The organism is Pantoea sp. alder81, assembly GCF_020179835.1.
Classification (GTDB): Bacteria; Pseudomonadota; Gammaproteobacteria; order Enterobacterales; family Enterobacteriaceae; genus Pantoea.
The window spans coordinates 168,057-181,486 of the sequence record NZ_JAIUDA010000004.1 but is presented as its reverse complement, the minus strand read 5'-3'; the positions used below and the strand labels follow the sequence as shown (position 1 = coordinate 181,486).

Here is a 13,430-nt window from a genome sequence, read left to right as displayed (position 1 = left end):
GTCGCGATAGATTTATGCCTGGCGGAAAAGCTTTTCACTACTAATAACTTTTATACCCGCAGGGCTACTCTCAAGAATGCGTTTTTCCTGATCCGAAACCCATCTGACAGTAGACCATCCCTCTTCGGCAGACAGTGCGTTCTGAATTTTTGTGATAAGTGCTTCGGCCTGATGACTTTCGCAGTCAAGATTACCAATCAGGTTTTCATTGAGGTATACGCTGAGGCGGTGTGTAGCGATCATTGCCTTAATCTTCTGTCGGCCAGAAGTGATCATCAGGGAGCGTGCGGGCACCAAAAATGGCCTGACCTACGCGCACCACATTGGCGCCTTCTTCGATAGCGATTTCGAAGTCACCTGACATCCCCATCGACAGCTGCAAATTGCCATACACTTCCGCCAGCTGATCGCGCAGCGTCCTTAAACGGATGAAGCAGGCCCGCACGCGGTCGGCATCTGAGCTGAACTCTGCCAGCGTCATCAGCCCCTTAACATGCAGATTTTTAAGCGGACATAGCTGCGCCATAAAGTCCGCAACCTGTTCAGGAACCAGACCATATTTGCTCGGCTCAGCAGAGGTATTGACCTGCACAAAAACCTCCAGCGTGCGGCCTTCCAGTTGTAAACGTCGGTCAAGTATTTCTGCTGTGTTAAGTGAATCCAGGGCCTGAAACTCACTGGCAAATTTGGCAACCAGCTTGGCTTTATTCGACTGAAGATGCCCAATCACAGACCATTTCAGGTCGGTCAGATCGGACATGGACTGCGATTTACCCCAAGCCTCCTGCACTTTATTTTCACCCAGTAGCGTACATCCTGCCTGGTGAGCCAGCCGGATGTGGTTTTCATCCATGGTTTTACTCACCGGAAGCAGGCGTACGTCAGACGCGTTACGCCCCGCGCGCAGGCAGGCAGCATTGATACGCGATTGAACGTCTGCCAGGTTGTTGATGAAATCCTGAACGCTTTCTGCGCGTGGCCAGCGATTGTGCATGTCGTGGCGGGGCTGAGTGTCAGGATTTGAGATGTTCGTTTCGGTGTTTTTCATAGGCGATAGACAGGAGCTCTGAAGTTATTTATTATTGACCTAGGCTAAACTTTTATTTGTACCAGATCAATGAAGATAAGCGGTAAAACAGCGGGTGATCTTTTCGATCAGATCCGCGCAATGATTCAGTCCGGTGAACTTGTTCCCGGCACAATGCTTCCCACACTGCGTGATTTAGCCGGTGAGCTGGGCATTAATCGCAATACGGTTGCACTGGCTTACAAGCGTCTGACGGATGCAGGTTTTGTCATATCGAGAGGCAGAAACGGCACCATTGTGCGTGAACCCATCACGGCGATTGATATCGAAGGTAGCGCACCGGGTCTGGCGATACGCGATTTAGCCAGCGGCAATCCTGCGACTTCGGTTTTACCTGCAGTTAGCCAGCTTGTTGTGCATATCCGTAACACGCCAGGGTTATATGGCGAGTCCGAAATCCGTCCTGAACTTGCCGCAGCGGGTCTCAAATGGCTGCAGCCCGATCTCAACACTCCCTTTGATTTAAATCTGACTCACGGTGCGGTTGATGCTGTTGAAAGAGTTCTGGCGAGTTACCTGATCGCGGGCGATCGTGTGGCGGTTGAAGACCCCTGCTTCCTCAGCAGCATTAGCACGCTGCGGCACAACCGTCTTCAGGCTGCGCCTGTCGCCATGGATGCGGAAGGAATGCAGATTGAGGCGCTGTCACGCCAACTGTCTGCAGGGGTACAGGCGGTGATCATCACCCCTCGCGCCCACAATCCAACCGGCTTTGGCCTGAGCGCTGGCAGGGCAGAGGGCATACGCACTTTGCTGGCAAGCTATCCGCAAGTACTGGTGATTGTGGATGACCACTTTTCTCTGCTCTCAACACAGGATTATCACCACATTGTTCCGTCAAACACCCGTAACTGGGTGCTTATCCGCTCTTTGTCCAAGTTTCTGGGGCCTGATTTGCGTATGGCCTTTGTGGCGAGCGATGAAGAAACGTCACAGCGTCTGCGTCAGCGCCTGAATGCCGGGACTAACTGGGTCAGCCATATTCTGCAAGATATGGCTGCGGGTCATATGATTTCGCCTGAGTTTGAGCAATCCATTTTGGCTGCACGTGGGCGCTATTTAGGCCAACGAGAATTGCTGGTCAGCGTGTTAAAACAGCATGGTGTCACGGTTTCAGAACATCACGATGGCTTAAATGTGTGGGTCCCTTTACCACACAACAGTGCGGCAACGGTGATGCAGATGGCGCAACGGGGCTGGCTGGTTCGGGGCGGAGAAGGATTCATGCTGGACAGTAAAAGTTCAGGGCTTCGGATCACCGTCTCTGAGCTTGAGGCACCGGAAACAGAGTTAATTGCTAAATCCCTCGCCGGGATTCTGTCACAGCAGCGTCAGATTCAGGCTACCAATAAGGCCTGAACAGGCCAGTACATCACTCATGGAGTTCTCAGCAATGCGCGTACATTTCATCGTACATGAAGATTTTGAAGCACCTGGCGCCTACGAAACCTGGGCCATCAATCACGGTCATGATGTGTCTTACTCGCGCGTTTATGCAGGCGACAGGCTGCCAGCAGACGCGGAAGGTATCGATTTTCTGATTGTGATGGGAGGACCACAGGATCCTTCTACCACACTTGAAGAGTGCCCGCACTTTGATGCGAAAGGTGAACAGGCGCTGATTGCTTCAGCGGTTCAAACCGGTAAAGCCGTTATCGGTATCTGCCTGGGATCACAGCTGATCGGTGAAGCGCTGGGCGCGCCATTCGCACACAGCCCTGAAAAAGAGATTGGTAAATTCCCGATCTCGCTGACGGAAGAGGGTCGTAAGGACGAAATGTTCTCTCACTTCGCCAGCACGCTGGAAGTGGGACACTGGCATAACGATATGCCGGGATTGACTGCGGATGCAAAAATCATCGCTTACAGCGAAGGTTGCCCGCGACAAATCGTGGCGTATTCAGATCGCGTATATGGTTTCCAGTGCCATATGGAATTAACGCTGGAAGTTGTAGAAATGCTGATCGCGCATTCAGAGAAAGATTTGAGCCGCGCCGCTGAATACCGCTTCGTCAACACGCCAGAAGAACTTCGTGCACATGATTACAACGAGATGAATCAGGTGTTGTTTGGCTTTTTAGATAAGCTGGAAGCTCGATACCAATCAGCGTAAATACTAAAAAATGCCAGTGAATTTATACCTGGCATTCTATTTGATTTTTTAGTGTTTGAGCTTATTAATCAACAAGTGAATTCTGCTTGTAATGGCTGAAACACTCCCTCCCCGATGCTGTGATTCTATCAATGCTTGCCTAAATGTCATGATGATGTTTATAAATAAAACCTCTAACACAATTCGAAGAAGCCTGATAATAACTGTCGAATAAACATCCAGTTATTAAAGGGGAAGTACATGAGAACCTTAATCTTTAAGGGCTTTAATGACAGATGGGTGTTCAGCAATCAGATGTGAAAATTCCGTGTAAACCGGATATTCAGCTTTCATATCAAATCCTATCCCCTGACCCCAGTTAAAAAAGACTAATAAGTAAGGATCAACGATGGTTAACGATTTTCCAATAGCAAACGATTTGCCGATTTTGGATTCAATGGTTTTAAAAGCATGTGCCACTCGTTGCTTTGCTTTTGTTTGCAGGGATTCATATTGATCAGGCTCGTCAGTGAAGCGTTGTGGCCTGAACAATCCGCCAAATGCCTGACCATGAACTTCTCCTGATAACCAACACATCCATTCAAGTGCGCGCACTTTATCTAACTCGCTCACACCCAGCAGCCCTTTCTCCGGTACCCATTGCGATATTGCCAATGCTATAGCAGGTGTTTCTGTAATAATCGCGTCATCATAAGCAAGAACAGGTACGCGTTGTTTTGGGTTTATCCTGGAGAACGCAGGACTTAAGGTCTCCTGCTTAAGTACGGATGTTTCAATCGGAGTGAATGGCAGCCCAGCTTCATGAAGTAGAGTATGGGTTGCTAACGAACATGATCCACGCGAAAACCAGAATTTGATGTTATGCATATAAAACTTCCATTGGTAGGTAGACCGGTCTATCATGTTGTTGGGGTTTTACATTGTCAAGAGTATTAAAATGAAAGAGAAGACACGTAGAGGGGCAGGCAGAGAAATATTGGTTACATCGGCTAAACAGCTGTTTATGCAAAATGGCACGGCCAATGTCGGAATTAATGATGTGACCGCTGATGCTGGCTTAGCTAAAATGACGTTGTATAACAACTTTTCCTCAAAAGACGCGTTAATTGCAGCAGTATATAATCTTGTAGCGGAAGAGATTCTTGGTATTTGCAGACATGGAATTTCGCAGCAAGATAGTGAATCGTGCAAAATTACTTCATTGTTTGCTAATGCTATCGCACAGAAAGAGTATCAACGTGGTTGTCCCATGAATCATGCTTTGTTCCAGTCAGCTGAACCCGATGGCGAGATTTTCCACATCGTACAGAGTTATAAGCGAAAATTGAGGGATGTGATCCTTGATTGTCTGAGTGTCAGTCGCGTTAATCGACAACAACTTGCTGATCAAATTTTAATTTTATTGGATGGTTTTGCATTGCAGCATTACATCAAAGCTGTTGATTCGCCTCTTGAATCCGTTAAAGGTTTAATCAAAACTATTTTGGATGAAAAATAGAGACTGAGTTGAGGGGGATATTTAACCTCATGGGCTGATTCAACTGTCTGTCTATTATCGAGAATGGTGCCCACCCATGTCCGGCAACTCGCTCCAGCATTTGTAGCCTGCCATGCAATAAAAAACTGCCCGGCGATTTCATGCGGGGCAGCGTCATTTCAGTCAGCTTTCATCGCCTAATTGGCGGCGATAGAGTGCCAATGTATGACACCCATCTTATGTGCCATCAATTACAACTGCGGCCCTGCCTGCGCAATGCGCGCACCGGCTTCGTTGTTGCTGTACTGTTTGAAGTTATTGATAAACAGTTGTGCCAGTTTCTCGGCCGCTTCCTGCCACTCTGACGGTGATGCCCAGCCGTTACGCGGATCGAGTGTATTCACGTCCACGCCAGCAATCTCCTGAGGAATGGCGAGGCCAAAGATCGGCAGCGTTTCTTCACGCATTGCGCCCGTTTCTCCTTCCAGGATAGCGTTGACAATCTGGCGCGTATCTTTCAGCGACAAACGTTGGCCTGCACCGTTCCAGCCGGTATTCACCAGCCACACTTCAGCACCGCTTTGTGCAACTTTCTCCTGTAACACGTCAGCGTACTGAGTTGGGTGTAGCATCAGGAAAGCCGCGCCATAACAAGCTGAGAACGTCGGCGTTGGGGCAGTAATCCCGCGCTCGGTGCCCGCCAGCTTGGAGGTGAAGCCAGAAAGGAAGTGATATTGCATCTGCTCTGGCGTCAAACGTGAAACCGGTGGAAGCACCCCAAATCCGTCCGCAGCAAGGAAGATGATGCGTGAAGGATGACCGGCGCGAGACACTGGCTGCACGATATTCTCGATGTGCGACAGCGGATAGGAGACACGAGTGTTCTCGGTTTTGCTGCCATCGGCATAATCCACGCTGCCATCTTCAAGGACAACAACGTTTTCCAGCAGCGCGTTACGGCGGATGGCACCATAAATTTCCGGCTCAGACTCCGCCTTTAAATTGATGGTTTTGGCATAGCAGCCGCCTTCAAAATTGAAGACACCGTCTGCATCCCAACCGTGCTCATCATCGCCAATCAGTTGGCGGCGTGGATCGGTTGAGAGGGTGGTTTTACCGGTGCCGGAAAGTCCAAAGAACAACGCCACGTCGTCTTTTTCACCGCGGTTGGCTGAGCAGTGCATTGACGCAATACCTTTCAGCGGCAACAGGTAGTTCATTACTGAGAACATCCCTTTTTTCATCTCGCCGCCGTACCAGGTCCCGCCAATCAGCTGGATATTCTCTGTCAGGTTGAAGGCAACAAAGTTCTCTGAGTTTAACCCTTGCTCCTGCCACTGCGGATTCACGCAACCGGCACCGTTGATCACTGTGAAGTCTGGGGTGAAGCTTGCCAGTTCTTCGGCGGTCGGTGCGATAAACATGTTTTTGACAAAGTGCGCCTGCCAGGCCACTTCAGTAACAAAACGCACTGCCAGACGGGTATCGGCGCTGGCGCCACACCAGGCATCCACGATGTACAGTGATTGGCCCGACAGGTGATCGGCAACCAGACTTTTCAGGTGTGCCCACACTTCAGTGGACATCGGTTTATTATCGTTACGCCCCAGGCCAGCATCTGACCACCAAAGGGTATCGCGCGTCACATCGTCGCGAACGATGTACTTATCGCGTGGGGAACGGCCAGTAAACTCGCCGGTATCAACCGTCACTGCACCAGACGTCGTCAACATTCCGCGCGCCGGGCCTTTGAGTTCGGCTGACGTTTCATGCTCGAACAGTAATTCGTAATTCGGGTTATAGACGATCTCGCTGACATCGTTGATGCCAAGGCTTGAGAGATGTTGCGTGACAGATTTTATTGCGCTCATAGGAAACCCTGACTCATTAGATGATTGGCGAGGCGGCAAGGGCCGACCCGAGTAGGGGATGGATAGTAGCACTGGCTTCTTGATGCAGAAATTGCATATAAATCATTTGTCATGTAAAAAATGCATAGAAATGGGGGCTGTAATTGGAGCGAAGAAGTGCTAAGTAACCTCGAAGTGAAGTGGTTCTATGATGTGATTGCCTTAGAAGAATGTCGCAGCTTTACGCTTGCGGCAGAAAGACGAAATATTTCGCAGTCCTCGTTTAGCAGAAGGATTCAGGCACTCGAATCTAACCTGGGTTTCAGCGTCTTCAATCGTGAAGTGAATCCGCCGCAGTTGACCCCACAGGGCAGAATCTTTGTCGGCTATGCCAGAAATATGCTGGACGATATGGACTTCCAGATCAGCCGAATTAAGGGTGAAGATAAATTAAAGCAAAGCATCCGTATTGATGCGGCGCCTTCGCTTTCCGTCCTGCTGCTGCCCGATATACTGGCGGATTACCGTGACAGCCCCGATAAGGTGTTCTTTGTTGAATCGATTAACGTCAACGATGCAGTCTTTAATCTGAAAGAAGGGAAAAGTGATTTTATCCTGTCTTTTTACAATGAAGAGCTGATGAACTACCCGTTTATCAATCATAAAATCTTCGATTCCGCGCTGCATCTGGTCTCACCCTGTGACCAGCACGGTAAGCCGATTTTCTCGATCAATGGCGACACATTGCCGCTGGTCAAGTATGCCAATGACAGCTACATGGGGCGTCAGGTCAATCAGGTGATCGATCGCATACCCAACACCACTTTTATCCTGACCTTTGTCTCTTCGATGAGTGAGTTGCTGAAAAGAATGATCCTCAAAGGCGATGCCGTTGGTTGGCTGCCTGATTACTCGATTCAGCGTGAGCTGGAGGAGAGAAGGCTGGCGATTATGGATCACAGCCTTTCGCTGAAGATTTCGGCTTATGTTTATCGCTCCGGCGCGCGTTTAAATCTGACGGCGGAACGCTTCTGGCGTTATGTGAAGGAGCGAAAGCAAATGAATTCATGAGATTGAATCATTTTCCAGGCAAACAATCTCATTCCTGAGCACGCTCAAACGTCGCTATGACCCGATCAATATGCTTCTTCATCGCCGATCTCGCTGCCTTAGCATCACGATTTTCAAGCGCAGAAAGAATGTCCATATGCTCAGATTCCGAGACGAGCGGCATATCGCTCGGCGTGTAGTGCGCTTGCAACATGCGGAACATGCTGCCATAGCGATGACCGAGCAGGTGGCCGATGATAAATCCATAGGCCGGATTGCCGCTGGCTTGCGCAATGCGGATATGGAATAAGCGGTCGCCTGGATGGGTACGCGATTGCGCACGGTTATCTTCACAGTTTTGCTGATACGCCGCGCGGATCAACGCCAGTTCCTGTTCGCTGGCATGCAACGCGGCCAGCGCGGCGGCCTCTGGCTCGATCAGGCGCCGTGCTTGCAGCAGAGAGAATGGCGGCAGTTCAGTTGAAAAATCCAGATTAATACCCAGCTCATCATCCGGCTCGTTCCATTGATCGCGTCCGGCCTGCATCATTACCGGTTCCTGGGTATTGGAACGCGCTTTCACAATCACACCATTGCCGACTTTGACATCCACCAGACCAATCACCTCCAACGCGATTAGCGCTTCACGTACCGATGCGCGACTGACCTGAAGCTGTTCAGCCAATTCTCGTTCCGCTGGCAGGCGACTTCCGGGAGGAAATTCGTTGTTGTCGATAAGCTTGATTAGCTGATCCGCTATTTGTCTGTAAAGCCTGGGGTTTTCCATCTTTTTTATCGGCATTACGCGGGTACCTGTCTAAATAAATTAAGTGATCAGTTGCACAAATAATCATCAGGGCACTTGTCAATGTTACGCAAATGTCAATAAAACGTAATGCGTAAGCGAAAAAGTAGCCAGCGTTATTTTGCGCTCCCTAAAGGGAAAAATCCACCTTCAATGGCCTGACCATTAGATCTTTGGACCAGAGGAAATGCAATGAATTTACATGGAAAACGCGTGTTGATCACCGCCGCCGGACAAGGTATCGGCTTAGCCAGCGCGCGCTACTTCGCTCAGCAGGGTGCCGAAGTTATCGCCAGCGATATCAACCTCACCGCGCTGCAGGATTTGCCCGGCATTCGCGCCTATCAGCTGGATGTGACCGATCGTCAGGCCATTAGCGCGGCGGCGCAGGAGCTTGGCACGCTTGATGTGTTGTTCAACTGTGCCGGTATGGTTCACAGCGGCGACCTGCTGACATGCAGCGAAAAGGAGTGGCAGTTCGCGCTCGATCTCAACGTCACGGCAATGTTTCGCATGATCCAGGCGTTTTTGCCGGCGATGCTGCAGCAACAGAAAGGGTCGATTATCAACATGTCATCGGTGGCATCAAGCGTAAAGGGCGTGGTTAATCGCTTTGCCTATAGCGCCACCAAAGCGGCGGTGATTGGCCTGACGCGTTCGGTCGCAGCAGACTACATTGGTGATGGGATTCGCTGCAACGCCATCTGCCCCGGCACCATCGATTCGCCGTCGCTGCGCCAGCGTATTGCCGCGCAGGCAGAGGCGGAAGGGCGTAGCGAAGCGGAAGTCTACAACGCCTTTGTCGCGCGTCAGCCTATTGGCCGTATCGGGACGACTGAAGAGATCGCTTATCTGGCAGCGTATCTGGCCTCCGATGCCAGCGCTTATACCACCGGCACGGCTCAGATCATTGATGGCGGCTGGAGCAACTAACAGGAGTGGAATAATGAAATTATTACGCGTGGGCGAAAAGGGCAAAGAGCGTCCGGCAATGCTGGATGAACAGGGTGAATTGCGTGATTTGTCGCATTTTATTGATGATGTCGCGGGCGAAGCACTTTTGCCGTCTGCGCTGGAGCGACTGCGCCAGCTGCCGCTCAGCGAACTGCCTAAAATCGGTGGGCAGCCGCGCATTGGCGCCTGCGTCGGGCATATTGGTAAATTTATCTGTATCGGCCTGAACTATGCCGATCATGCCGCGGAGACGGGTGCAGCCATCCCACAAGAGCCGGTAGTGTTCGGCAAATGGACCAGTTCCGTGGTCGGGCCCAATGACGCGGTGCGTATTCCACGCGGTTCAGTGAAAACCGATTGGGAAGTGGAACTGGGAGTGGTCATCGGCAAAGGCGGCAGCTACATCCTGGAAGAAGATGCGCTGTCGCATGTTGCGGGCTACTGCGTGATCAACGACGTCTCTGAACGTGAATATCAGATTGAACGCGGCGGCACCTGGGACAAAGGCAAAGGCTGCGACACTTTTGGTCCGATCGGCCCATGGCTGGTGACCGCCGATGAAATTGCCGATCCGCAGCAGCTCGACCTGTGGCTCGAGGTAGATGGCAAGCGCTATCAAAATGGAAACACCCGCACCATGATCTTCTCGGTTGCACACATCATTAGCTACCTGAGCCGTTTTATGAGCTTACAGCCGGGCGACATCATCTCCACCGGAACACCGCCGGGCGTCGGCATGGGGCAGAAACCACCGGTCTACCTGCGTCCGGGGCAAGTTATCAGTTTGGGCATCGCCGGGCTTGGCGAGCAGCGTCAAATTACTGAGGGTAGCGAAGAATGACCAGACTGACCTCAATGCGTGTCGAAGACATCCGATTTCCCACCTCCGAACACCTGGACGGTTCGGATGCAATGAATCCTGACCCGGATTATTCAGCGGCTTACGTCATCATCGAGACGGATAACGCTGCTATCAGCGGCCACGGGCTGACCTTTACCATTGGACGCGGTAATGAAATTTGCTGTGCAGCGATACGCGCACTGGAACACCTGATCGTCGGGCGCAAGCTGGAGTCGATCACCGCCGATATGGGGCAATTCTGGCGCGACATCACCAGCGACAGCCAGCTGCGTTGGATAGGGCCGGATAAAGGCGCTATTCACCTGGCAACCGGCGCAGTGGTCAACGCGGTATGGGATTTGTGGGCGAAATCAGAAGAAAAACCGCTATGGCGGCTGGTGGCTGATATGTCGCCGCAAGAGCTGGTGCGCTGCATCGACTTTCGCTATCTCACCGACTGCATCACGCCGGATGAAGCACTCGCATTACTCACAGCGCAGCAAGCGGGCAAAGCAGAGCGCATCCGTCAGCTTGAGCAGCATGGTTATCCTTGCTACACCACCTCGGCGGGTTGGCTGGGCTACGACGACGACAAGCTGCGCCGTCTTTGCCAGCAGGCGGTCGACGCCGGATTCTCCCACATCAAACTGAAAGTCGGACGCGATCTCGAAGATGATATTCGCCGCGTGCGCATTGCGCGTGAGGTGCTGGGGCCGGACCGTCAGTTAATGATCGACGCCAACCAGGTATGGGAAGTGAATGATGCGGTGGAGTGGGTACAGAAGCTGGCGTTCGCGCGACCGTGGTTTATTGAAGAACCCACCAGCCCGGATGATATCGAAGGACATCGTAAGATTCGTCAGGGTGTTACGCCGGTCAAGGTCGCAACCGGTGAAATGTGCCAGAACCGCATCATCTTCAAGCAGCTGATTATGCGCGAAGCGATTGATGTTGTGCAGATCGATGCCTGTCGTCTCGGCGGCGTTAATGAAGTGCTGGCGGTGATGCTGATGGCAGCGAAATACCAGCTGCCGGTGTGCCCGCATGCTGGTGGGGTCGGACTGTGCGAATACGTTCAACACCTCTCGATGATCGATTTTGTTTGTATTGCCGGCAGCCATGAAGGCCGGGTTATCGAGTATGTCGACCATCTGCACGAACATTTCATCCATCCGTGTGAGATTCGCGGGGCTGCCTATATGCCGCCCACTGCGCCCGGCTTCTCAATCGAAATGTATCCCGCATCACGCGAGCAGTACCGCTATCGCGCGCAGGGAGGCTGAAGTGCGAATCGACGCTCATCAGCATTTTTGGCACTTTGACGCGGCTGACTACCCGTGGATCGCGGATTCAATGACCTGTCTGCAACAGGATTTTCTGCCAGACGACCTCGCTCCGCTGCTGGCGCAACATCAGTTGCAGGGATCGATCGCGGTACAAGCTCGGCAGTGCGTGGGCGAAACGCAACAATTGTTGCAGTGGGCGCAGCAGCAACCCGCAACGCAGGTGATTGGCTGGATAGACGTCTCGGCCACGGACCTGGCAGAGCAGTTACTGGCATTGCAGCATCCGCTGCTGCGGGGTTTTCGTCATCTGGTGCAGGATGAGCGCGATCCCGCAGCTTGGTTGCAGCAACCGTCTGTGTCCAGTGGCATCAGCTATCTGCAGCAACAAGATTACGTATGGGAAATGCTGGTGACCTGGCGGCATCTGGCAGACGCTACCCGGTTTGCCGCTCAGCATGATCGCCACTGGCTGGTGCTTGATCACCTGGGAAAACCGGATATGGCGCGCGGCGCTCAGGCGTGGGGCGAGCAGGTTGCGGAACTGGCTGCGATGCCGCACGTGGCCTGCAAATTGTCCGGACTGGTCACCGAGGTCTCATCCGGACAATGGGATAGCGCGCAACTTCGGCCCTTCATTGACGAGGCGCTGGCGCGTTTCGGTCCGCAACGGCTGATGTTTGGTTCAGACTGGCCAGTTTGCCTGCTGGCAGCGGAATATCACGCGGTGGCGCAATTGATAGACGACGCGATAGCGGAGTTATCCGCTGATGAACAGGCCGCCATTTGGGGTAACACGGCCGCGCAGGTCTACAGCCTGACAGGAGAGAATAATGAATCTGTTTTTGCAGGATAAAGTGATCATCGTCACCGGCGGTGGATCGGGTATCGGCGCTGCCATCTCACGTTTGCTGGCTGAAGAGGGGGCGATTCCCGTCATCGTCAGCAACGCGCAGCCAGATGAGATGTGGCTGGCTAGCCTGCGTGAACTACAACCGAAAACGGAAGTGCTGTTGGCCGATCTTTGCGACGAACAAAATTGTCAGCACGCGGTTGAGGCCGTGCAGCAGCAGTTTGGCCGCATCGACGGGCTGGTGAATAACGCCGGGGTTAACGATGGCGTTGGTCTGGAAGCGGGGCGCAGCGCATTTGTCTCCTCGCTGGAAAAGAACCTTATCCACTATTACCAGATGACGCATTTCTGCCAGCGACCGCTGGAAAGCAGCCGTGGGTCGATCGTCAACATTGCTTCAAAAACCGCGTTGAGCGGGCAGGGTGGTACCAGCGGCTACTGCGCAGCCAAAGGGGCGATTCTGTCACTGACGCGCGAATGGGCAGTTTCACTGCGCAAGAGGGGCGTGCGAGTGAATGCCGTCATTCCCGCCGAAGTCATGACGCCGCTGTATGAACGCTGGATTAGTACTTTTGCCGATCCGCAAACCGAACTGGAGAAAATCACCCAGCGTATTCCACTCGGTCAACGTATGACGACTCCGGAGGAGATCGCTAACACGGTGGTCTTTTTGCTGTCGGAGCGCGCTTCTCATACTACCGGCGAGTGGCTGAGCGTCGATGGTGGCTATCTGCATCTCGATCGGGCGCTGTTATGAGTGGCGCAATCGAGCGTTATTGTCAGGCGCTGGATCTGGTGGACGAGGCGGACAAAATTGCCGAATACCAGCGTCTGCATCAGCGAATCTGGCCGGAAGTGGCGCAGCATTTGCGCCAGCACGGCATCGTGAAAATGGAGATTTACCGGCTTGGCACACGTCTTTTTATGGTGATGGAGGTGAATGATCGGTTTAATACGCAGGATTTTGCTCAGGCATCTGAACAGGATCCGCATATTCAGCGCTGGGAAGCGCTGATGTGGCAGTTCCAACAGCCAACGCCCTGGACGCCCGAAGGGGAAAAATGGGTGGCGATGGCGCGAATATTCTCTTTGCAGGACCAATAACAACACTTACCGA

15 protein-coding genes are annotated in these 13,430 nt (G+C 52.3%); 10 read left to right on the top strand and 5 right to left on the bottom strand.

All coding sequences use genetic code 11. From position 1 onward, the window contains the following. Positions 1–12 precede the first annotated feature (12 nt). Together LBW88_RS13135 and LBW88_RS13130 are read right to left on the bottom strand one after the other, a co-directional pair. Positions 13–243, bottom strand: coding sequence for a hypothetical protein (locus LBW88_RS13135; protein WP_224932719.1), 231 nt, complete (start codon positions 241–243; stop codon positions 13–15). A 4-nt stretch (positions 244–247) separates the two neighbouring features. Beyond that, positions 248–1,048: a YggS family pyridoxal phosphate-dependent enzyme gene (locus LBW88_RS13130; protein ID WP_224932718.1), complete on the bottom strand. Its 801-nt coding sequence runs from the start codon at positions 1,046–1,048 to the stop codon at positions 248–250. Positions 1,049–1,117: 69 nt separating this feature from the next. On the opposite strand from LBW88_RS13130, the gene ptsJ reads away from it, so the two are divergent. Together ptsJ and LBW88_RS13120 are read left to right on the top strand one after the other, a co-directional pair. After that, entirely contained in the window at positions 1,118–2,446 is a 1,329-nt protein-coding gene (gene ptsJ / locus LBW88_RS13125; protein ID WP_224932717.1) for a transcriptional regulator PtsJ, read from the top strand. Positions 2,447–2,480: 34 nt separating this feature from the next. Next, positions 2,481–3,200: a type 1 glutamine amidotransferase gene (locus tag LBW88_RS13120; protein ID WP_224932716.1), complete on the top strand. Its 720-nt coding sequence runs from the start codon at positions 2,481–2,483 to the stop codon at positions 3,198–3,200. 249 nt (positions 3,201–3,449) lie between these two features. On the opposite strand, the gene LBW88_RS13115 is transcribed toward LBW88_RS13120, so the two are convergent. Next, positions 3,450–4,067, bottom strand: coding sequence for a glutathione S-transferase family protein (locus LBW88_RS13115; RefSeq protein ID WP_224932715.1), 618 nt, complete (start codon positions 4,065–4,067; stop codon positions 3,450–3,452). A gap of 70 nt (positions 4,068–4,137) precedes the next feature. Between LBW88_RS13115 and LBW88_RS13110 the strand changes: the two genes are divergently transcribed. Continuing rightward, complete coding sequence (locus tag LBW88_RS13110; protein ID WP_224932714.1) at positions 4,138–4,698, top strand: TetR/AcrR family transcriptional regulator; 561 nt, start codon at positions 4,138–4,140, stop codon at positions 4,696–4,698. 230 nt (positions 4,699–4,928) lie between these two features. On the opposite strand, the gene pckA is transcribed toward LBW88_RS13110, so the two are convergent. Then, the gene (gene pckA, locus LBW88_RS13105; protein WP_224932713.1) at positions 4,929–6,548 is read right to left on the bottom strand and encodes a phosphoenolpyruvate carboxykinase (ATP); all 1,620 of its coding nucleotides are present in this window, start codon (positions 6,546–6,548) and stop codon (positions 4,929–4,931) included. Between the two features lie 156 nt (positions 6,549–6,704). On the opposite strand from pckA, the gene LBW88_RS13100 reads away from it, so the two are divergent. Further along, complete coding sequence (locus LBW88_RS13100; RefSeq protein WP_224932712.1) at positions 6,705–7,598, top strand: LysR family transcriptional regulator; 894 nt, start codon at positions 6,705–6,707, stop codon at positions 7,596–7,598. A 28-nt stretch (positions 7,599–7,626) separates the two neighbouring features. On the opposite strand, the gene LBW88_RS13095 is transcribed toward LBW88_RS13100, so the two are convergent. After that, complete coding sequence (locus tag LBW88_RS13095) at positions 7,627–8,379, bottom strand: FadR/GntR family transcriptional regulator (protein ID WP_224932711.1); 753 nt, start codon at positions 8,377–8,379, stop codon at positions 7,627–7,629. 195 nt (positions 8,380–8,574) lie between these two features. Between LBW88_RS13095 and LBW88_RS13090 the strand changes: the two genes are divergently transcribed. From LBW88_RS13090 to LBW88_RS13065, 6 genes are read left to right on the top strand one after another with little or no spacing between them, the layout of a single operon-like run. Next, complete coding sequence (locus LBW88_RS13090; RefSeq protein ID WP_224932710.1) at positions 8,575–9,315, top strand: SDR family oxidoreductase; 741 nt, start codon at positions 8,575–8,577, stop codon at positions 9,313–9,315. A gap of 13 nt (positions 9,316–9,328) precedes the next feature. Beyond that, a complete protein-coding gene (locus LBW88_RS13085) occupies positions 9,329–10,177 on the top strand; it encodes a fumarylacetoacetate hydrolase family protein (RefSeq protein WP_224932709.1) in 849 nt (282 codons plus the stop codon). Further along, positions 10,174–11,460 carry an L-fuconate dehydratase gene (locus tag LBW88_RS13080; RefSeq protein ID WP_224932708.1) on the top strand — a complete coding sequence of 429 codons (1,287 nt, stop codon included), beginning with the start codon at positions 10,174–10,176 and terminating at the stop codon, positions 11,458–11,460. Before LBW88_RS13085 ends, LBW88_RS13080 begins: the two co-directional genes overlap by 4 nt. A gap of 1 nt (position 11,461) precedes the next feature. Further along, on the top strand, positions 11,462–12,316 hold the full coding sequence (locus tag LBW88_RS13075; RefSeq protein ID WP_224932707.1) for an amidohydrolase family protein: 855 nt from the start codon (positions 11,462–11,464) through the stop codon (positions 12,314–12,316). Next, positions 12,294–13,070 carry an SDR family oxidoreductase gene (locus LBW88_RS13070; protein WP_224932706.1) on the top strand — a complete coding sequence of 259 codons (777 nt, stop codon included), beginning with the start codon at positions 12,294–12,296 and terminating at the stop codon, positions 13,068–13,070. Before LBW88_RS13075 ends, LBW88_RS13070 begins: the two co-directional genes overlap by 23 nt. Further along, complete coding sequence (locus LBW88_RS13065) at positions 13,067–13,417, top strand: L-rhamnose mutarotase (RefSeq protein ID WP_224932705.1); 351 nt, start codon at positions 13,067–13,069, stop codon at positions 13,415–13,417. Before LBW88_RS13070 ends, LBW88_RS13065 begins: the two co-directional genes overlap by 4 nt. Positions 13,418–13,430: the final 13 nt, after the last annotated feature.